Raw genomic sequence first — 18,998 nt, forward strand, 5'->3', positions numbered from 1 at the left:
TCAGCTTCGGCCCAGGGTTTCCAGCAACTGGCAATAGGCGATCTGGCCGATGCGGAAGGCGTCGAGGCGGAAGAACTCGTCCGGCGCGTGCAGGTTCTCGTCGTCATGCGAGAAGCCGAACATGACCGCATGGACGCCGAGGGTTTCCAGCAGGGTGGTCATCACCGGGATCGAGCCGCCGGCGCGGGTGCGATAGGGGGCGCGGCCATAAACATCTTCCAGCACCTGGGTCGCCACCGCGGTGGCGTTGTGGCCCGAGGGCACGAGGAAGGGGTCGGCCCGGCCCGGATTACGGGTCACCCTGGCGGTGACGCCCGCGGGGCAATGGGCGGCAACATGGGCCTCGATCAGGTCATAGATCGTTTCGGGTGACTGGTTGGCGACCAGACGGCAGGTGATCTTGGCCGAAGCCTCGGCCGGCAGCACGGTCTTGGTGCCCGCGCCCTGCCAGCCGGAGCTGAGCCCGTTCACATCCAGCGTCGGTCGGCCCCAGAGCCGTTCCCGCGTCGAGAATCCGGGCTCGCCCGAGGTGGCCGGGGCGCCGGTTTCGGCCAGGTAGTCGGCCTCGTCGAAGGGCACGCGGGCGATGGCCTCGCGCACCTCTGCCGAGAGCTCGACCACGTCGTCATAGAAGCCGTCGATGGTGATCGCCCCGTCGGGCGACTTCATCGAGGCGATGATCTGCGCCAGCGCGATGGCGGGATTGGCCACGCCGCCGCCATGCAGGCCCGAGTGCAGGTCGCCGCGCGGGCCCTGCACATGCACCTCGAGGCTGATCAGCCCCTTCAGCGCCTCGACGATCTGCGGCTGGCCCGGCGCCCATTGCAGGCCGTCGGCCGAGAAGATCATGTCGGCCTTCAGGCGGTCGGCATTGGCGCGCACGAAGGGCGGCAGGTCAGGAGAGCCGATCTCTTCCTGCCCCTCGAAGAAGAACTTCACGTTGACCGGCAGCTTGCCTTGGGTGGCCAGCATCGCCTCGACGGCCAGGATCGGCACCATCATGCCGCCCTTGTCGTCCGAGGCTCCGCGGCCCCAGACCTTGTTGTCGCGCACCTCGGGCTCGAAGGGCGGGGTGGTCCAGAGATCGAAGGGCTCCGCCGGCTGCACGTCGAAATGGCCGTAGATCAGCACCGTCGGCTTGTCGGGCCCGGCCCCCATCCATTCTGCGCAGACCACGGGGTGGCCATCGGTGGGCAGCACCTCGGCGCCCTCGATCCCGGCCCTTGCCAGCCGCTCGACGACCCACTCGGCGGCGCGCTGCACGTCGCCCGCGTTCTCGGGCTTGGCCGAGACCGAGGGGATGCGGACGAATTCCAGCAACTCCTCGACGAAACGCGGTTGCTGCACGTTGATGTATTCCTGCCAGGCCATGGCGGTCTTCCCTGTTCTATTGCCGCGCCAGCTAAGACCGGCGGCGCGAAAAAGACCAGAGGGCGGGCGGGGCAGGGGGCGCCCCGTGGTGGCGTTGCCCGGAGGCTGGGAAAGGCCCATGAGGGCAGGGCCCCGGAAAGCAGGGCTCAGGCGACGCCTTCGATGGGGCCGGGCTGCACGTAGAGATCGGTCATATGGCCGATGATCCGGTCGACCACGGCGGGGCGCACATGCACGTTGTCCTCTCCGAAGCCCGAAAGGCCCAGGGACATCACCATCTCGTAGCTGGGGAAATAGTCGACTTCGGCGAACTGACGCGCGGCCTCTTCGGCGACCACGCGCAGGGTGGCCTTGGAGTAGGCGTTGCGCAGGGCTGCGTCGCCGCCCGCGAAGGTCACCTGCAGGGGCACCGGAGAGACGGTCAGCACCACGCAGCGGTTGCCGCCATCGACCAGGCGGTCCAGCAGCTCCAGCACCATGTCGCGGCATTCGCCGACCTCGAGCTGACGGAAGCTGAAACGCTCGGGCTCGGCGTTCAGGATCTTCCGCGTCGGCGCCTCGTTCAGGTAGGTGCCGGTGAAACGGTCGTACCAGCTTTCGATCAGCCCCAGGGTGACCACCACCGTGGTGGCCTGCGCCAGGCCCCTTGCGTAGAGGTCGCGGATCTCGGCGCGGCGCGCGAAGGCGCGTTCGGGACCGACGGGACGGGAGCCGGTGGCCAGCAGGCAGTCGATCACCTGCTCGCCCTGGGCATAGAGCCCGTCGCCAGTCTCGCCGGTCTCGATGTCGCGCAGGCATTGCAGCATGGTACCGGGGTTGTACTGGTTCAACATGCGGTTCGGGCGCCCCGGTGCCTCTTCCTGGGGGGCAGAGAAGGCGGCCGTGGGCACCTGCAGCCCGCGCGCCACCAGCGCATCTTCCACGTTGCGGGCGAAACATGAGCCGATGGTGAAGACCTGGTCCCCCGGTGCAAGGGCAAAGCCCGGCGTCACCTCGGGCATCAGCATCTGCCCGGCATAGCGGCGGTCCTTGCGGTCGGGGAAGCGCCGTGCCCCGTTGCGCAAGGTCTGGCCGAACGCCGTCAGCCCATCCAGCTCCTGCATGTCCCCTCCGGTTCCTGTGCGCCATGACTCGGGGGACAGGATGGGGCAGGCCGGTTAAGATCCCTTGAACTTCGCGCCGGTCCCGAGGGCAAATTGCGACCCGCCGCAGCCCGCAAATCCATCGCATGCCCGGCAATCGGCGAATGCGGACTATCGCGCCGTTGCCGACCGGGTTTCTCTGTGGCACAAGACTCGCCAAGAGGATTCTGAACGAACGAGTTTAGTTATGACCGACTATGCCGCCCGCCGCACGATGATGGTCGATGCGCAGGTTCGCCCCTCCGATGTCACGAAGTTTCCGATCATCGAGGCGATGCTTTCCACCCCGCGCGAGCTTTTCGTGCCCCAGGAGCGGCAGGAAGCCGCCTACCTCGGCGAGAATGTCCCGCTCGGCGGCGCCCGTGTGCTGCTCGAGCCGCGCACCTTCGCCAAGATGCTCGACGCCGTCGACGTGCAGCCCGAGGACCTGGTGCTGGATCTGGGCGCCGCCCAGGGCTACTCCGCCGCGGTCCTGGCGCGCATGGCCGCTGCCGTGGTCGCGGTCGAGGAAGACACCGAGCTCTCTGCCGACAGCCAGCAGGTCCTCAGCGATCTTGGCGCCGACAACGTGATCCTGCACGAAGGCAAGCTGGCCGAGGGCGCGCCGGAACATGGCCCCTACGACGTGGTGATCATCGAAGGCGCGGTCGAGCACCTGCCCGAAGCGATCACCGATCAGCTGAAGGAAGGCGGCCGCATCGTGGCGCTCTTTGCCGAGGGTCACCTGGGTGTCGTCCGCGTCGGCTACAAGATCGACGGCCGCGTCAACTGGCGCTTTTCCTTCAATGCCGGCGCCCCGGTCGTGCCGGGCTTCGAGCGACACGCAGCCTTCACCCTGTAAGCCCTCTCGGGGCCGGGCGTTGGCTACGGACAAGAAACGTGCCGGCCCGGCCGGCGAGACGAGGAAGACAGGATGATGGACCAGAAAGCAGCGCCGGCGCGCCGTGGCCTTGCGTCGAAACTGAAGACCCTGCTGGCGGGGGCGGTCTGCGCCGCCGCCGTGGCCCTGCCCTCTGGCGCCTGGGCCGAGAGCCTGGGTCAGGCCCTGGCCGATGCCTATCGCAACAGCGGCCTTCTGGAACAGAACCGCCTGGTGCTGAAGGCTGCCGACGAAGATGCCGCCCAGGCCCTGGCCGCGCTGCGCCCGGTGCTGGCCTGGTCGACCTCGGCGCGTCATCAGTATGGTGACTTCAGCGGTTCGGCCAACAGCGCCTCCATCGGCCTGAACCTGACCCACACGCTTTACGACTTCGGTGTCGGCAAGCTTTCTGTCGAGGCTGCCAAGGAAACCGTCCTGGTCACCCGTCAGCAGCTTCTGTCCATCGAGCAGCAGATCCTGCTGCGTGCCGTCTCTTCCTACATGGAAGTGCGCCGGGCCCTGCAGACCGTGCAACTGCGCCGTGCCAACGTCCGCCTGCTGAGCCAGGAGCTTCAGGCCGCGCAGGACCGGTTCGACGTGGGCGAAGTCACCCGCACCGATGTTTCGCAGGCCGAAGCCGCCCTGGCCGCCGCCCGTGCCGGTCTGACCTCTGCCGAAGGCTCGCTGATCCAGGCGCAGCTGGAATATGAGGCCGCCGTGGGCCGCAAGCCCGGCGACCTGGCCCCGCCCGCCCGCCTGGGCAAGGTGCCGGCCTCGGTCACCGAAGCGGTGAACATCGCGCTGCAGAACCACCCCGCGATGGATGTTGCCCGTCGCCAGGTCACCCTGGCCGAGCTGACCCTGGCCCAGGCCGATGCGGTGGTGAAGCCCTCGCTGGACCTCACTGCCGGCTACCAGCTGAACCGCGACCTGGATGGGGATTTCACCGCCAAGGGCGGCTCCATCGGTCTGTCTATGTCCGGTCCGATCTACTCGGGCGGGGCGGTGGCTTCTGGTCGTCGCCAGGCGGTCATTCGGCGCGACGCGCAGCTTGCCAACCTGCGGGTGGTGAGCTCGGACGTGCAGCTTTCGGTCGGCAACGCCTTCTCGGCGGTGCAGATCGCCCGCTCCGCCTCTGCCGCCAGCGCCGAACAGGTGCGCGCCGCGGAAGTGGCCTTCGATGGGGTCCGCGAAGAGGCCAGCCTCGGCTCGCGCACCACGCTGGACGTGCTGACCCAGGAACAGGCGCTGCTGGATGCCCGCGTCTCTTACCTGTCGGCACAGGTGGACGAGGTGCTGGCCCGCTACTCGCTGCTGTCCACCATGGGTCTGCTGACGGCCGAGAACCTCGGCCTCGCGGTCGAGATCTATGATCCGGCGGCCTATTACAACATGGTCAAGAATGCGCCTGCGGCGATCTCGGCCCAGGGTCGCAAGCTCGATTCCGCTTTGCGCGCGATCGGCAAAGAGTAAAACTCCGCCTATCCATTGTGAAAAAGCCCGCTCCAAGCTACTCTTGGAGCGGGCAGAAACGGTACGAGCAGATGAGTGACCCGGTAACGAATATCCAGATCGAGGACGTCCTGGCCTCTATCCGACGGCTGGTGTCCGAGGAAGTGCGCGCCCAGACGCAGGGCGAGACTGACGAGCCGCCTGCCGCCGACCCCGCCCCGGAAGCCAAGGCCGAGAAGCTGATCCTGGCGCCGCACCTGCGTGTTGCCGGCAGCGATGAACCCGCCGACGAGGCCCGTATCGCCGGTGAGGCCATGCAGGATGCCCCGGCGGAGGATCCCTTTGCCGAGGCCCCCTTTACCGAAGTCACTGCCGAAGAGGCCGCCGCCTTCCAGGAGGACGCCGAGATCTTTCATGGCTTCGGCACCACGGCACCGCAGGATGAGGCCGGTGCAGAGGTGTCTGCCGCTGACCCGTTTGCCTTCGAGACCACGCCCGAGATCGTGGACGAGATCGAGGACGAAGTTCAGGATGCTGCGCCCCTGAATGATTTCGACGCCGTTCTGCGGTCGCTCGAGATGGGTGCGGCGGAACCCGAGGACGAGGATTTCGCCAGCTACGGCGATGGTGCCGCAGAGGCGCTGGCCTCGGCGCATCACGGCGTCACCGATGATTGGGCCTCGGACGACAGCGCTGACGAGGCCCCCGAGGCGGAAGAGGCCCGTTTCGACGATCTCGACGCCGTGCTGAGCTCTCTGAACTTCGACCCCGAGCCCAAGGTCAGCGCCTCTGCCCGCGTGGCGCGCGCCGAGATCGAGGATGCCGAGATCCTGGATGGCGAAGCCGAGAGCGACAGCGAAGAACGCATGTACCTCAGCCCCGAGGCGCCAGCGCCGGAGGAATCCCCCGAGGCGGACCTTCATGAAGAGACCGCAGGGGCGGGCGAGGAAAGCCCCCTTTATGCCGGGCAGACCCATGCCGCGCCGACCTCGGGCGAGGCACAGGACCCGCTGCCCGAGGAGCCGGAAGAGATTCTCTCCTTCGAGGACGAGCTGGCACCGAGCGAAGAGGACGCCGCCACGGGCGAGGAGCCCGAGGGGCTGCTGCTGGACGAACAGATCCTGCGCGACATGGTCTCTGAGATCGTGCGGCAAGAGCTGCAGGGCGCCCTGGGCGAACGCATCACGCGCAATGTCCGCAAGCTGGTCCGACGTGAGATCCAGCGCGCGCTGCAAAGCCAGGATTACATCTAGGCCCTAGTCGGACCCGACGGGGATCTCCTGCGCCAGTGACCAGATCAGGTCCAGGTCCAGGTGCCGTTCCATGTGATCGGCCAGCGCATCCAGCGTGTCATCCACCTGTGCCTCGTAGCCGGGGGTCGAGCTTGCCCCCAGTTCCGCCAGGTAGGCCGCCCGGAAGCGATCCGAGGCGAAGAGCCCATGCAGGTAGCAGCCGCGCACCCGTCCATTGGCCGAGGCGGCGCCCTCGGGGCGGCCATCCAGGTCCAGCCAGGCGCGTTCGCAATCCGGGCCCTCGGTCCGGCCCAGGTGAATCTCGTAGCCCGACAGGGCGGCACCGCTGGCCTTGTGCACCGCCTGGCCCAGACCCAGCCGCTTTTCCTCGGTCAGCTCGGTGCTGACCGCCAGATGGCCCAGCCCGGGGACCGAGCCCTTGCGGCCCTCGATTCCCAGCGGGTCAGAGACGGTTTTGCCCAACATCTGGTAGCCGCCGCAGAGGCCCAGCACGTGACCGCCGCGCCGGACATGCGCGGCCAGGTCGATATCCCAGCCCTCGGCGCGGAAGGCTTCGAGATCGGCGAGGGTGGACTTCGAGCCGGGCAGCAGCACCAGCGTGGCATCGCCCGGAAGGGCGCGCCCCTGGGGCACGATCTCGACTGTCACGCCGGGTTCGGCGTTGAGCGGGTCCAGGTCGTCGAAATTGGCGATCCGGGGCAGGCGGGGCACCACGACCTTCACCGTGCCATCGCGGGCGGGGCCGGAGCGGTCGAGATCCATGATGTCCTCGGCCGGCAGCTTCCAGGCGCCGTCGAACCAGGGCAGCACGCCGACACCGGGCCAGCCGGTGCGGCGGCGGATCTCTTCATAGCCCTCGTCGAAGAGGCTGGGGTCACCGCGGAACTTGTTGACCAGGAAGGCGCGGATCAGGGCGCGGTCGTTCTCGGGCAGGATCTCGGCGGTACCAAGCAGCTGCGCGATGACGCCGCCCCGGTCGATATCCCCGGCGAGGATGACCGAGAGGCCTGCGGCTTCGGCAAAGCCCATGTTGGCGATGTCACCGCGTCGCAGGTTGACCTCTGCCGGGCTGCCGGCGCCCTCGACGATCACCAGGTCCCGGCCCTCGGCGATGCGGTGGTAGCTCTCGAGCACCCGCGCCAGGAGCTGTGGCTTCAGCTTGCTGTATTCCCGCGCCGCAGCGGTGGCAAAGCGTTGTCCCTGAACGATAACCTGGGAGCCGATGTCGGTCTCGGGCTTCAGCAGGACGGGGTTCATATGCACCGAAGAGGGCATCCGGCAGGCGAGCGCCTGCAGCGCCTGGGCGCGGCCGATCTCTCCGCCATCTTCTGTGACGGCGGCATTGTTGGACATGTTCTGCGGCTTGAAGGGGGCGACCTTCAGCCCGCGCCGGGTGAAGGCCCGCGCCAGACCCGCGACCAACATCGACTTGCCGACATTGGAGCCGGTGCCCTGGATCATGATCGCCCTGGTCATCTGATCTGCCCCTCCGGAAACGAAAAACGCGCCCCTTCTGGGGCGCGTCTTTACGCTGATTTTACCAGCAAATCAATGGATTAGGCGGCTTCCGCCTGCTCCGCGGCGTGGCGACGTTCGCTTTCCTCGCGCGACAGCGCGACAGAGGTACGAACACCCTTGGAGACGAACTCCATCAGGCCACCGACCACGCGTTCGTTGGGGTCGATACCGGCACAGGACAGCACTTCGCGACCATCGCGCGAGCGCGCCCAGCGAGCAATCTGCTCGGGGCCGTTACCATACTTCTTGTCGTCGGCGATGGCATCGTCGAGAGCGGCAAGCACCACGGCAGCAAAAAGCTTGCGTGCGCGATTGCCCTGTTCGTTATTGAAGGCGGTGCCATCAACGAAATCTTTCATGATCCGTCCTTGCTTATTGCTCTTGTGTTTCGGGCGTGCCGCCCCTTATGACGAAAAAGAGACGATTCGGATAGCGCAATCGCGCATCCCTGCTATGCTTTCCAAGCATGGCTTCGGGCACCCTTTTGAACCGCTCAGTCGCCTTGTGCAAAGCTTGTCACGAGCTCGAGGGCCATATATAGGCTGCCTCTGAATTGGATCAACCAGCGCAGGCTATCCCCGATGCCCAAGATCAACGGTAATGAAATCCGCCCCGGCTTCGTGCTGGAGCACAACGGCGGTCTCTGGGCCGCGGTGAAGGTCGACCACGTCAAGCCCGGCAAGGGCGGCGCCTTTGCCCAGGTCGAGATGAAGAACCTCCGCAACGGTTCCAAGCTCAACGAGCGTTTCCGCAGCGCCGACAAGGTCGAGCGCGTGCGCCTCGAGCAGAAGGACATGCAGTTCCTCTTCGAGAGCGACGGCATGCTGAACTTCATGGATGTCGAGACCTTCGACCAGGTGGATCTGCCCGCGGACCTGCTGGGCGACCGTCGTCCCTTCCTGCAGGATGGCATGACCATCGTGGTGGAATTCTATGAATCCGAAGCACTTAACGCGACGGTCCCCCAGAAGGTGACCTGCAAGATCGTCGAGACCGAGCCGGTGGTGAAGGGTCAGACCGCAGCCAACTCGTTCAAGCCGGCGATCCTCGACAACGGCGTCAAGGTCATGGTGCCGCCCTTCGTCGGCCAGGACGAGGACATCGTGGTCAACACCGAGACCATGGAATACTCCGAACGCGCCTGAGCCGCGTCGGATGCGCCGAGGGGACTGCCCGCGGCGATGCCAAGCAATAGAGAGGGGGCCGTGCCGGAAGGTGCGGCCCTTCTGCCATGTTGGGCCCGGCCGGGCCAGATTCGCCGCATCAGCCTGAGGGCGGCGGTGCGGCAGAAGCGGGCCGGTGACGTCGCGTCTGCCGGAGCCCGCCACTCCTTGAGAAAATTGCATGGCTCGGGACGGTGCCTTGCCCGACCAAAGATCGCCTGAGATCGCGTTACCAGAGCGCGCGCTTCGGCAGCGCCAACGTCGGTATCGTGTCGGTATTCCGTCGGTATCACGTCGGTTGATCTGCGGTATTCGAGCCTGTTGCCCAAATTTCGTGCAAGAAGCCGTGGCCCGGATGCAACATCCCGTTGCTTGCCGTGGGGCCAGGCGAACCGGGCAGGGGGGCTTTGCCCCCCGTCTCCGTGTCGGAGACTCCCTCCAGCATGTTTACCGCAAACTGAAAGGCAGGGCGCGCGCTCCCTCCCCATCCGACGGCCTGAAATACTGCGGGGGAGTCCGCGCAGCGGACGGGGGCAGCGCCCCCCCTCAGCCCAGACGGTCGAGCAGATCCTCCACCATGCCGCGATAGCCCATGCCGAAGAGGCGCAGATGCACCAGCGCGGGCCAGAGCTGGTAGATCGCGCGGCGCTCTTCCCAGCCGGGGGCAAGGGCGCCGTAGGCCTCCGCGAAACCCGGTCCGGGTCTGCCGAAGAGATGCAGCATGGCAAGATCCACCTCCGGGTCGCCCAGGTAGCAGGCCGGGTCGATCAGGTGGACCCGGTCGCCGGGGCCGAAAAGCAGGTTGCCGGTCCAGAGATCCCCATGCAGCAGCGCAGGGCCGGGGCGGGCCGGCAGGAACTGCGGCAGGCGGGTGCAGAGCGCCTCGATCCGCTGGCGCAGATCGCCGGGCAGGGGACGGCTGGCGGGCAGCAGCCGGGCGCGGGCCCAGAAGTCGGGCCAGTCCGTGGCGGCGGGGTCTGCGCCTGCGGGGATCGGCAAGGCGCCGAAGGCGTAGTCCTCGTGCCAGCCGTAGCGAGAGAGCGGCGCGGGGGCGGCGTGCAGCAGGCGCAGCGCCTCTCCCAGCCGGGTCCAGCCCTGCGGGCCGGGGCGGGTCTCTTCCAGCGCCTCCAGCAGCAACAGGCCGGGGCGCGCCTCGTGGACCTGGGGCACCGGCGCGCCTGCCTGCGCAAGTGCCTGCAGCATGCGGCCTTCCTGCTCTGCCAGGGCAGAGAGCTTGGCCACCCGCCGACGGCCATCGGCAAAGGTGACGGCGAAGACTTCGGACAGATCCCCGCCATGCAGCGCGCGGGCCTCGGCCAGGGGCGCGCCGATCCGGTCGGAAAGCGCCCCGAGCCCCATGCTCAGTCCTGCGGCAGCGGCGCGACCCTGGCCTCGCCCGCCGTCATCGGCTCGGTGGCGCGGTCGAAACGCAGGTAGGCGATGCCCCGGCCTCCGGCCTGGGTGTAGAGGGTGCCGGCGGCCTTGCCCCCGGCCTCGATGGCGGTGCCGACGGGGGCCTGACCCGAGACCTCGACCGCGACAAGGCCCTTCCTGAGCTCGGTCTTGTGCTTCATCCGCGCCGTGACCTCCTGGCCCACGTAGCAGCCTTTGCGGAAGTCGACGCCGTGCAGGCGCTCGAAGCCGGCTTCCAGGATGAAGGTGTCGGGGGTCAGCTCGACCCCCGTCTCGGGGATGCAATGGCGGGTGCGGATCGCATCCCAGTCGCTGCCGTCGTCGCCCTCGGTCTCGCCATAGAGACGCCAGCCGAGCGCGGGGTGGCGCGGGTCGGTGACCGCACCCTCGGGGGCCTCGCCGGTGCCGCGTTGCAGCTTCAGCCCGCTGTCCGAGATCGTCACCGCAGAGCGCAGCTTGTACATGCTCAGCCGCTGCACCAGCGCATCGGCCAGGGTTTCAGAGACATCCAGCAGCACGTCCTCGCCATCCTGCAGCAGCAGGAAATCGGCCAGGTACTTGCCCTGCGGCGTCAGCAGCGCGGCATAGACCGGCCCCTCGGAGAGGCGGCGGACATCATTGGTAACGAGGTTCTGCAGAAAATCGACGGTATCGGCGCCGGAGAGGCGCAGGATCCTGCGGTGGGTTTCGCTCATCAGGGACTCCCGGATCGTGTTGGCCTCCCTTATAGCTGCGCTGAGATGCGGGGGAAACAGGGGAAGCCAGGGATGCCGGCGGCCATTTCGGTGATCGTGACCACATGCAATGCGCAAGAGCGCCTGCCGGGGCTGATGCCGCGGCTTTTCGAGGCGGTGCAGGAAGACCTGCTGCGCGAGCTGATCTTCGCGGATCGCGGGTCCAGCGACGAGACCGCGCAGATCGCCGAGGCGACCGGGGCCGAGCTGGTGGCCGCCGGGGCCGATGCGCGGGCGGCCGGCGCGGCGGCGGCGAAGGGGGACTGGCTGCTCTTCCTGGACCAGGACGACCTGCCAGAGGCCGGCTGGACCGCAGCGGTGCTGGCGCATCTGCCCAGCCAGGGCGCGGCCACCTTCCGGCGCGGCGGGATCGCGGATCTGCTGCACCCCCTGGGCCTTGGCGGTGCGCGGCCCCTGCTGATCCGGGCGCGGGACTTCAGGTCCGGTCGCCAACCGCGCGCCCGCCTGCTGGAGGCGCGCTGCCGCAGGCTTTGAGCGCAGGCTTCAGGGGCAGGCTTGTCGGCAGGCGGTCTGCGCGGCCTCAGCCGAAGAGGCGCAGGAAGGCGCGGCGGAAGAAGCCCGCATCCTCGGCATCGGCAACCTCTCCGCGGCGGCGGGTCTGGTTGCGCGCCTCGGCCAGCGCCATGCGGTCGGCAGAGCGGCCATCGGTGCGGAACTGCAGGTCATGCAGATGCGCATAGAGGCCGCCACGGGCAAGCAGCTCTTCGTGGCTGCCCTGGTCGACGGCCCGGCCGCGATCCATCACCACGATATTGTCGGCATTGCGCACGGTCGACAGGCGGTGCGCGATGACCAGCGTCGTGCGCCCCTGGGCCAGCTTGTCCAGCGCCTGCTGCACCACGGCCTCGGACTTGGCGTCCAGCGCCGAGGTGGCCTCGTCCAGCAGCAGGATCGGCGTGTCGCGCAGCAGCGCCCGCGCGATGGCCACCCGCTGGCGCTGGCCGCCGGACAGGTTCGAGCCGCGCGGCCCGACCTCTGTATCCAGCCCCTTGGGCAGGTGCTGGACGAAATCCGTCACATGGGCGGCGTCCAGTACCTCCTGCAGGCGCGCGTCGCTGACATCTGTGCGGCCCAGCAGGATGTTCTCGCGCAGCGTCTCGTCGAAGAGGGCGGCATCCTGGGACACCACCGAGAAGAAGTTGCGCAGATCCTCGAGAGTCATGGCGCCGACCGGCACGCCGCCCACCTCAATATGGCCCGAGTTGGGATCGACGAGGCGGGTGAGAAGGTTGAAGACGGTCGACTTGCCCGCCCCGGAGGCGCCGACGAAAGCCGTGGTCTGGCCTGCCTTCGCCTCAAGCGTCAGCCCGTTCAGCACCGGCGTTTCGCCGTAGGACAGATGCACGTCGCGCAGCGAGACACCGGGCATGCCGGCGGGGGCGGCCACCGGGTTCGACGGCGAGACCAGGGTGGGCTTGATCTCGAGCAGCTCCTTGATGCGTTCCAGCGCGGCGGCGGCCACCTGCCAGGTGCCCGAGACAGAGCCCAGACGGCGCAGCGGTTCGAAGGCGAAGCCGATGGCGGTGAAGAAGGCCATGAACTCGCCCACGGTCTTCTCGCCCGAGATGATCTCGGCACCGCCGAAGATCAGCACGCCGAGGAAGCCGACGCCGGCCATGATGTCGATCATGCCGGGGATGGCGGCGGTGCCCAGGGTCGAGCGGATCTCGGCGCGCACCAGCTCGTCGGTCTGCTGGGCATATTGGCGGGCCTGGTAGTCTTCGAGCCGGTTCAGCTTCACCGGCACGATGCCGTGGAAGATCTCGTCCAGGCGCACGGCCAGGCGGGCGCCGAGGTCACGCGCCTCGCGCGAGCGGGCGCGGACGAAGCGCTGCACGATGATAGAGGGGGCCACGAGGATCGGCGCGCCGATGAGGGCGACGAGGGTCCAGCGCCAGTCCACGGTGATCGCCACGCCCATCAGGATCACCAGGGCGATCAGGTCGCGCCCGGCACCGGTGAGGATCGCCGACCAGACGCCGTTGACGGCGGCGACATCGGCCTGGATGCGCTGGATCAGGAAACCCGGCGGGTGGGTCTGGTGGAAGGTGCCGTCCTGGCGCATCAGCTTCGTCAGCAGATCGTTGCGCAGGTCGGCGGCATTCATCTGCGAGACCCGCGCCAGCAGCGCCTTCTGCCCGATCGAGGCCAGCGCCCGGACAATGAAGATGCCCAGGATCGCCGCGCCGACCCAGCCGATGGCGCCGGTCTGGCCCTCGATGAAGACGGTGTCGAACATCGGCTTCATCATCCAGCTGAGCGCCCCCAGCATGGAGCCTTCGAGCGACATCAGCAGGAAGGCCGCAACCAGGGCCCAGGTGTGTTTCTTCAGGTATCCCGTCCAGAGCCAGCGGCTGAGCACATAGCCCGAGACATGGGGGTCCTGGTCCGGGGCGGGGGGGTTGGCCTCTGCCTCGGGGGACTGCGCAGGGGCGGGCTCGGCGGCGGGGGCCTCGCTCTCGGAGGAGGGGTTGTTGGACGGGTGGGTCATCGGCGCCACCAGGGCAGGGCCTTGAAACCGGCCATGATCTGCTCGGGGTCGTATTCGGTCTTCAGCCAGGCCTCGAAGCCGATGGGGCTGCGGGCATTGCGTTGGGCGTATTGATCAAGGGTGTAATCAAGCACGCCGGTCTTGCTCTGGCGGATGTGAATATACTTGAGCGACAGCATCTTGCGGGCTTCCTCTACCGGGCGCCCCTCGATGCAGAGCAGGTAGAGCGCCGCAGCAAAGCCTGCCCGGTCAGCGCCGGATTTGCAATGCATGACAAAGGGCCGGGGGATGCTGCGGAAGGCCTCGATGACCTTCAGGATCTCTTCCGCCGGCACCGCGTGGCGGGCATGGAGATTGCAATCGACCATGGTCAGGCCAAGGCGGTCGCAGCTTTCCTTCTCGGTCAGGTAATGCGCCGCGCCGCCCGCGCCGCGCAGGTTCAGCACATGGGTGATCCCCATCTCCTTCATCTGCTCGAAGCGCTTGTGGGTCGGATGGTTCGAGCGCCAGACGCCCGGCGCGATCTCGTAGAAATTGGTCCAGAAGGTCCTGAGGATCGCGTGGTCGAACCACAGATTGTAGATATGCGCCCGCCGCCGGTTCTCCGGAGTGGAGAGATCGGTGTTGTAATGGTTGCGCAGGTCGCGCTCCCATTGGCGGATCCTGTCGGTGAGTGTCATGCCGACCCCTTGTCCTTGGCTTCCGGCCCGGTGGCCGGCATTTGCCCACTGGAAACCCGCCCCCATGTAGGCGAGCCGGGCGTCTTAAGCAAGCTTGGCAGGGCTGATGCCCGGCGAAGCTGCCCTGGCCGCGCGCGGCGCAGCGGGACGGCAGGGTGGGGGGCGCTGCCCCCCTTGAGCCTGCGGCTCAATTCCCCCGGAGTACTTCCAGCCTGGTGATGACGCGGGCATGCGCCCGGAATGGCACCCTCCTTTTGCCGTTGAGGGCTTGCACGCTCTCGATCGAGACGGAGGGAGCCTCCTTTTCGCAACCTGTTCCATCACCAGGCTGAAAGTACTCCGGGGGGAGGAGCCAACGGCGACGGGGGGCAGAGCCCCCCTGACCTTCGGCCAACTGCCGGGCTCCCTGGCCTGCCAGTTGTGCATTCCTGCCGGGGTGGCGTTGCGGCAAGTGAAACTGTGACTTTCGCTGTGGATTGACCTTGCCGGGCGGGCCGCTAAAGCTTGGCGCGCGACTGGCAGTGACCGGGTTTCCGGTGCCGGGCGTCTCCGTTTTCAGTGAAAGGACCTGACATGAGCCTTGCCCATGGTCGCCCCTACCTTGCGATTCCCGGACCGTCGGTCATGCCCGACGCCGTGCTGCAGGCCATGCATCAGCCCGCGCCCAATATCTACGAGGGCGATATCGTCACGCTTGTCGAGGGAATCGTGCGCGACGTGAAGCGGGTGGCCCGCACCGAGGGCCATGTGGCGATCTATATCGCCAACGGACATGGCGCCTGGGAAGCCGCGCTCTCGAATCTCTACAAGCCCGGTGACCGGGTGCTGGTGCCGGCCACGGGCCGTTTCGCCCATGGCTGGGCCGAGATGGCCGAGGGCCTTGGGCTCGTGCCGCAGATCGTCGAGTTCGGCACCCAGTCGCCCATCGACGCGGCCCGCATCGAAGAGATCCTGACCGCAGACACCGCCCATGAGATCAAGGGCGTGCTGTTCAGCCATGTGGATACCGCGACCTCGATCCGCAACGATCCGCGCCCGCTGCGCGCCGCCCTCGATGCCGCCGGTCACCCGGCGCTGCTGATGGCCGATTGCATCGCCTCGATGGCCTGCGATGAGTTCCACATGGACGACTGGGGCGTCGACGTGGCGCTGACCGGCTCTCAGAAGGGGCTGATGGTGCCGCCGGGGCTGTCCTTCGTCTTTTTCAACGACCGTGCCAAGGCGGTGCGGGCGCAGATGCCCCGCGTCTCGCGCTACTGGGACTGGGTGCCGCGCAGCGAGCCCGAGTTCGTCTACCAGTACTTTGGCGGCACCTCGCCGACCCATCACCTGTTCGGCCTGCGCGCCGCGCTGGACATGCTGCACGACGAGGGGATGGAGCACGTCTGGGCCCGTCACGCCACCCTGGCCCGCGTGGTCTGGGCCGCCTGCGAGCGCTGGTCCGAGGGGGGGGCGCTGAAGCTCAACCTCGCCGACCGCAGCCTGCGCAGCCACGCGGTGACCGCCCTGGGTGTCGGCATCGGCAATGGCCAGAAGATGCGCGCCTGGACCGCCGAGAACGCCGGTCTGACCCTGGGCCTGGGTCTTGGCATGGCGACCGAGGAAGATCCCCATGGCACAGGCTTCTTCCGCATCGGCCACATGGGCCATCTCAATGCCCACATGGTGCTGGGCGCCGTCGGTGTCATCGAGGCCGGACTGCAGGCGCTGCAGATCCCCCATGGCAAGGGCGCGCTGGAAAAGGCCGCCGAAGTGGTCGCGCAGCCCGAAGCGGTGGCCTTCTGAGCCAGCGGGCCGATCCCACGGGATCGGCCGCACGTAGGGGGAGGGCGGGGCAAGCCCCGCCCCACGGGGGGCACCGGGGCTGCCGGGGTCACAGCTGCGCGGGACAGGCCTTGCCCGGGCGTCGGGCCCGGAGCTTTCAGCCGAGGCGGGCCAGGGCGCGGGGCAGGGCCTCTTCCAGCGCTGCCAGCTCTGCCGCCGGGCCGCAGGAGATGCGGATGCAGCGGTCCTGAGGGGCCACGAAGGGCATGCGCACGAAGATCCCCTCTTCCGCCAGGGCCGCGACGAGGGCGCGGGCGCGGTCTCCGTCGCCGCCACAGTCGAGGGTGACGAAATTGGTCGCGGAGGGCAGGGCGATGAGGCCGTTGGCGCTTCCGATGCGGGCGATCTCGGCCCGCGCGGCGCTGACCTGCTCAAGCACATGGCCCAGCCAGTCCTGGTCCTGCAATGCCGCCAGGGCGCCGATCTGCGCCGCCCGGTTCATGCCGAAGTGGTTGCGCACCTTGTCGAAGGCGCGGATCAGCTCGGCGGCGCCAAGCGCGTAGCCCACCCGGGCGCCCGCCATGCCATAGGCCTTGGAGAAGGTCCGCATGCGGATCACCCGCGGATCTTCGACCGGCAGGGGCAGGGCAGCATCCTCGGGTGCCAGCTCTCCATAGGCTTCGTCGAGCACCAGCAGGGTGCCGTCGGGCATGGCCTTCAGCGCTTCGGCGATCTCTGCGCCGGGCATGTAGGAGCCCATGGGATTGTCGGGATTGGCGAAATAGATCAGCTTGGCGTCGACTTCGGCGGCGCGGGCGATGAGGGCGGGCAGATCCTCGGCGTCATCGCGGTAGGGCAGGGCCTCGATCCGGCCACCGAAGCCCGCCACATGGTAGTTGAAGGTCGGATAGGCACCGGCGGAGGTGACGATCACGTCGCCCGGTCCGACCGTCAGCCGCACCAGATCGCCCAGGAGCCCGTCGATACCGGGGCCCACGACGATGTTCTCCAGTTCGCAGGACCAATGCGCGGCCAGGGCGCTGCGCAGGTCATGGCTGGCGGGATCGCCGTATTTCCAGATCTGCGAGCCCGCGCCGGTCATCGCCACCAGCGCGCGGGGCGAGGGGCCGAAGCCGTTCTCGTTGGCGCCCAGCCGGGCGGCGAAGGGCGCACCGCGACGGCGCTCCAGCTCTTCCGGGCCGGTGAAGGGCACGGTGGAGGGCAGCGCGGCGGCAAGCGGGGTCAGGCGGGCATTGGTCGTCATGGCGGGGGCATTACTCCCGAGTTGCGCTGCGGCGCAAGAATTTTCACGCACCCCAGGTCAGGGGAGGCAGAGGCGCGCGGCGCGCCCCGCCCGCTGTTGCTGCGCGGAAACACCAGTACCAAGAAGGTATTGCGTATTCCAAAGCGGTTTGAGACGCTCCGACAGACAGGAGAAGCGTCACCCAGGAGCCGAACGTGATCCGACAGAAGACCCCTTGGCAAGTTGAACCCAGATCCAGGCCGCAGGCATGGGCGTTTTCCGCGCGCCGAACCCTTGCGGGCAGGGCCCTGCGATCCGCTGCCCTCCTGTTGGCCGCCCTCGCGCCTCTGCCTGCCACGGCCGAGCGATACGAGCCCGAGGCTGTCCCGCTGGAGATCACCGTCAACGAGGTCAAACGGGTCTGTGGCCGGGTCGATGCGCGCAAGTCCTGGCAGCGCTTCAACCTCTGGCAAAGGGATGGTGTGAACCAGAGCGACTACCACAACCAACTGATGGTCTCTTCGGATCAGCCGGGCTGGAGCGTCGATGCCGATGATTTCTCTCAGGTCGGCGTCCAGGGCTACCAGGGCCGCGAGGCGCAGAAGCTCTTCCCGCATCAGGATCGCAAGCTGCACCGGGCCTATCCCTTCGGCGCGCTGATGGTCCGGGTCGACGGGCGTCATGTCTACGGCATCCAGAACCCGGCGAGCTACGACATCTCGGACATGAGCGAGGATGGTTTCGCCAGCTTCGTCGACTTCCAGATCAACGAGAGCCACGAGGCGCTGGCCGACAATGCCGGTGCGCTTCTGGTCTGCATGAACACCACGCATTGATCTCCTCAAGGCAGGGCGCGGTCCGCCGGTCTGGCGGGTGCCGGTCCGGCTTGTAGGCTTCGCGCAGCCAGCCCCGGCAGCCAACCCCCTGTGACGTTGCGTTGGTCGTCGGGCGCGGGTCTCGACAGCCTGCCTGCGGGCACCGAAGATCGCCTCGGGAAAGAGGAGGATCTCATGGAACAGCTATTCGGCGGCGAGAACCCGCGCGTGCGGGTCGAGATCCGCGATCACGTGGCCCATGTCACCCTGGTGCGCTCTGACAAGATGAACGCCGTCGATACGCCCATGGCCGAGGCGATCATCGCCGCGGGCGAGGCCCTGATGGGGCGGGACGACCTGCGCGCGGTTGTGCTGGCGGGTGAGGGGCGCGCCTTCTGCGCCGGGCTCGACGTGGCCTCCTTCGCTGAATTCGCGGGGGGTGATCCCGAGGCGCGGGTCATGCCGCGCACCCATGGCGATGCCAATCTCTACCAGCGCGTGGCCATGGTCTGGCACGACCTGCCGGTGCCGGTGATCGCCGCGCTGCACGGGGTGGCCTTCGGGGCCGGTCTGCAACTGGCCGTCGGCGCGGATATCCGCATCGCCCACCCCGAGACCCGGCTGGCGATCATGGAGGCCAAGTGGGGGCTGGTGCCCGACATGGGCGGCATGGTGCTGCTGCCCCGGCTGATCCGCTCTGACGTGCTGCGGCGGCTGACCTACAGCGCGCAGCCCATCGGGGCCGAAGCGGCGCGGGATTGCGGGCTTGTCACCGAGATCGACGAGGCGCCGCTGCAGGCCGCCCAGGCGCTGGCTGCCGAGATCGCCGGCAAGTCTCCCTCGGCGATGCGCGCGGCGAAGCGGCTGATCGGCCTGGCGGAAAGCGGGGCGGGGCGCGAAGAGGTGCTGATGGCGGAAAGCCGGGAGCAGACCGCGCTCATCGGCGGCACGCACCAGCGCGAGGTCATCGCCGCCAACATGGCCGGGCGGGCGCCGGTCTTCGAGTAACGGGAAAGGCGGGTCCGGCGCGTCCTGCGCGATCCCTTCGCAATGGGAAGAGGACGGGCGCGCCCTTGCGC

General features: G+C 68.0%; 17 protein-coding genes. 8 read left to right on the plus strand and 9 right to left on the minus strand.

Translation table 11 applies throughout. The features are described from left to right. Window positions 1–1,371, minus strand: coding sequence for a dipeptidase (locus tag CRO50_RS10240; RefSeq protein WP_097145795.1), 1,371 nt, complete (start codon window positions 1,369–1,371; stop codon window positions 1–3). A gap of 146 nt (window positions 1,372–1,517) precedes the next feature. Further along, entirely contained in the window at window positions 1,518–2,474 is a 957-nt protein-coding gene (locus tag CRO50_RS10245; RefSeq protein ID WP_097145796.1) for a GSCFA domain-containing protein, read from the minus strand. Window positions 2,475–2,700: 226 nt separating this feature from the next. On the opposite strand from CRO50_RS10245, the gene CRO50_RS10250 reads away from it, so the two are divergent. The 3 genes from CRO50_RS10250 to CRO50_RS10260 all read left to right on the plus strand — a co-directional run bounded on the left by CRO50_RS10250 (window position 2,701) and on the right by CRO50_RS10260 (window position 6,077). Then, window positions 2,701–3,354, plus strand: coding sequence for a protein-L-isoaspartate O-methyltransferase family protein (locus CRO50_RS10250; protein ID WP_097145797.1), 654 nt, complete (start codon window positions 2,701–2,703; stop codon window positions 3,352–3,354). A gap of 75 nt (window positions 3,355–3,429) precedes the next feature. Next, the gene (locus tag CRO50_RS10255) at window positions 3,430–4,845 is read left to right on the plus strand and encodes a TolC family outer membrane protein (protein ID WP_179747257.1); all 1,416 of its coding nucleotides are present in this window, start codon (window positions 3,430–3,432) and stop codon (window positions 4,843–4,845) included. A 71-nt stretch (window positions 4,846–4,916) separates the two neighbouring features. Further along, the gene (locus CRO50_RS10260) at window positions 4,917–6,077 is read left to right on the plus strand and encodes a prolipoprotein diacylglyceryl transferase (RefSeq protein WP_097145799.1); all 1,161 of its coding nucleotides are present in this window, start codon (window positions 4,917–4,919) and stop codon (window positions 6,075–6,077) included. A gap of 3 nt (window positions 6,078–6,080) precedes the next feature. On the opposite strand, the gene CRO50_RS10265 is transcribed toward CRO50_RS10260, so the two are convergent. Continuing rightward, entirely contained in the window at window positions 6,081–7,553 is a 1,473-nt protein-coding gene (locus CRO50_RS10265; protein WP_097145800.1) for a cobyric acid synthase, read from the minus strand. 80 nt (window positions 7,554–7,633) lie between these two features. Next, window positions 7,634–7,954: a DUF6280 family protein gene (locus CRO50_RS10270; protein WP_097145801.1), complete on the minus strand. Its 321-nt coding sequence runs from the start codon at window positions 7,952–7,954 to the stop codon at window positions 7,634–7,636. A 222-nt stretch (window positions 7,955–8,176) separates the two neighbouring features. On the opposite strand from CRO50_RS10270, the gene efp reads away from it, so the two are divergent. Then, entirely contained in the window at window positions 8,177–8,740 is a 564-nt protein-coding gene (efp, locus tag CRO50_RS10275; RefSeq protein ID WP_097145802.1) for an elongation factor P, read from the plus strand. A gap of 564 nt (window positions 8,741–9,304) precedes the next feature. Here the strand turns inward: efp and CRO50_RS10280 are convergent. Then, on the minus strand, window positions 9,305–10,117 hold the full coding sequence (locus CRO50_RS10280) for a fructosamine kinase family protein (protein ID WP_097145803.1): 813 nt from the start codon (window positions 10,115–10,117) through the stop codon (window positions 9,305–9,307). 2 nt (window positions 10,118–10,119) lie between these two features. Next, a complete protein-coding gene (ygfZ, locus tag CRO50_RS10285) occupies window positions 10,120–10,866 on the minus strand; it encodes a CAF17-like 4Fe-4S cluster assembly/insertion protein YgfZ (RefSeq protein WP_232617664.1) in 747 nt (248 codons plus the stop codon). A gap of 72 nt (window positions 10,867–10,938) precedes the next feature. Here ygfZ and CRO50_RS10290 point away from each other — a divergent pair, with 72 nt between their 5' ends. Continuing rightward, window positions 10,939–11,400 (plus strand): glycosyltransferase family A protein, encoded by a 462-nt coding sequence (locus CRO50_RS10290; protein WP_157791683.1) that lies wholly within the window; start codon window positions 10,939–10,941, stop codon window positions 11,398–11,400. Between the two features lie 46 nt (window positions 11,401–11,446). On the opposite strand, the gene CRO50_RS10295 is transcribed toward CRO50_RS10290, so the two are convergent. After that, on the minus strand, window positions 11,447–13,417 hold the full coding sequence (locus CRO50_RS10295) for an ABC transporter ATP-binding protein (protein WP_097145919.1): 1,971 nt from the start codon (window positions 13,415–13,417) through the stop codon (window positions 11,447–11,449). Next, the gene (locus CRO50_RS10300) at window positions 13,414–14,097 is read right to left on the minus strand and encodes a tyrosine-protein phosphatase (RefSeq protein WP_097145804.1); all 684 of its coding nucleotides are present in this window, start codon (window positions 14,095–14,097) and stop codon (window positions 13,414–13,416) included. The genes CRO50_RS10295 and CRO50_RS10300 overlap by 4 nt, the downstream gene beginning before the upstream one ends. Window positions 14,098–14,670: 573 nt before the next feature. On the opposite strand from CRO50_RS10300, the gene CRO50_RS10305 reads away from it, so the two are divergent. Continuing rightward, window positions 14,671–15,882, plus strand: a complete 1,212-nt coding sequence (locus CRO50_RS10305; RefSeq protein ID WP_097145805.1) for a pyridoxal-phosphate-dependent aminotransferase family protein — start codon at window positions 14,671–14,673, stop codon at window positions 15,880–15,882. Window positions 15,883–16,018: 136 nt separating this feature from the next. On the opposite strand, the gene CRO50_RS10310 is transcribed toward CRO50_RS10305, so the two are convergent. After that, a complete protein-coding gene (locus CRO50_RS10310; RefSeq protein ID WP_097145806.1) occupies window positions 16,019–17,125 on the minus strand; it encodes a pyridoxal phosphate-dependent aminotransferase in 1,107 nt (368 codons plus the stop codon). A gap of 308 nt (window positions 17,126–17,433) precedes the next feature. Here CRO50_RS10310 and CRO50_RS10315 point away from each other — a divergent pair, with 308 nt between their 5' ends. Together CRO50_RS10315 and CRO50_RS10320 are read left to right on the plus strand one after the other, a co-directional pair. Further along, a complete protein-coding gene (locus tag CRO50_RS10315) occupies window positions 17,434–17,940 on the plus strand; it encodes a hypothetical protein (RefSeq protein WP_097145807.1) in 507 nt (168 codons plus the stop codon). Window positions 17,941–18,114: 174 nt separating this feature from the next. Next, window positions 18,115–18,927 (plus strand): crotonase/enoyl-CoA hydratase family protein, encoded by an 813-nt coding sequence (locus tag CRO50_RS10320; RefSeq protein ID WP_097145808.1) that lies wholly within the window; start codon window positions 18,115–18,117, stop codon window positions 18,925–18,927. The last annotated feature ends 71 nt before the right edge of the window (window positions 18,928–18,998 follow it).

Source organism: Pseudooceanicola antarcticus (assembly GCF_900215355.1).
GTDB classification, from domain to species: domain Bacteria; phylum Pseudomonadota; class Alphaproteobacteria; order Rhodobacterales; family Rhodobacteraceae; genus Pseudooceanicola; species Pseudooceanicola antarcticus.

What these genes read in the sequence shown, in the direction of transcription:
- CRO50_RS10240 (WP_097145795.1), bottom strand. Translation starts at nt 1,371, where the DNA reads ATGGCCTGGCAGGAATACATCAACGTGCAGCAACCGCGTTTCGTCGAG.
- CRO50_RS10245 (WP_097145796.1), bottom strand. Translation starts at nt 2,474, where the DNA reads ATGCAGGAGCTGGATGGGCTGACGGCGTTCGGCCAGACCTTGCGCAAC.
- CRO50_RS10250 (WP_097145797.1), top strand. Translation starts at nt 2,701, where the DNA reads ATGACCGACTATGCCGCCCGCCGCACGATGATGGTCGATGCGCAGGTT.
- CRO50_RS10255 (WP_179747257.1), top strand. Translation starts at nt 3,430, where the DNA reads ATGGACCAGAAAGCAGCGCCGGCGCGCCGTGGCCTTGCGTCGAAACTG.
- CRO50_RS10260 (WP_097145799.1), top strand. Translation starts at nt 4,917, where the DNA reads ATGAGTGACCCGGTAACGAATATCCAGATCGAGGACGTCCTGGCCTCT.
- CRO50_RS10265 (WP_097145800.1), bottom strand. Translation starts at nt 7,553, where the DNA reads ATGACCAGGGCGATCATGATCCAGGGCACCGGCTCCAATGTCGGCAAG.
- CRO50_RS10270 (WP_097145801.1), bottom strand. Translation starts at nt 7,954, where the DNA reads ATGAAAGATTTCGTTGATGGCACCGCCTTCAATAACGAACAGGGCAAT.
- efp (WP_097145802.1), top strand. Translation starts at nt 8,177, where the DNA reads ATGCCCAAGATCAACGGTAATGAAATCCGCCCCGGCTTCGTGCTGGAG.
- CRO50_RS10280 (WP_097145803.1), bottom strand. Translation starts at nt 10,117, where the DNA reads ATGGGGCTCGGGGCGCTTTCCGACCGGATCGGCGCGCCCCTGGCCGAG.
- ygfZ (WP_232617664.1), bottom strand. Translation starts at nt 10,866, where the DNA reads ATGAGCGAAACCCACCGCAGGATCCTGCGCCTCTCCGGCGCCGATACC.
- CRO50_RS10290 (WP_157791683.1), top strand. Translation starts at nt 10,939, where the DNA reads ATGCCGGCGGCCATTTCGGTGATCGTGACCACATGCAATGCGCAAGAG.
- CRO50_RS10295 (WP_097145919.1), bottom strand. Translation starts at nt 13,417, where the DNA reads ATGACCCACCCGTCCAACAACCCCTCCTCCGAGAGCGAGGCCCCCGCC.
- CRO50_RS10300 (WP_097145804.1), bottom strand. Translation starts at nt 14,097, where the DNA reads ATGACACTCACCGACAGGATCCGCCAATGGGAGCGCGACCTGCGCAAC.
- CRO50_RS10305 (WP_097145805.1), top strand. Translation starts at nt 14,671, where the DNA reads ATGAGCCTTGCCCATGGTCGCCCCTACCTTGCGATTCCCGGACCGTCG.
- CRO50_RS10310 (WP_097145806.1), bottom strand. Translation starts at nt 17,125, where the DNA reads ATGACGACCAATGCCCGCCTGACCCCGCTTGCCGCCGCGCTGCCCTCC.
- CRO50_RS10320 (WP_097145808.1), top strand. Translation starts at nt 18,115, where the DNA reads ATGGAACAGCTATTCGGCGGCGAGAACCCGCGCGTGCGGGTCGAGATC.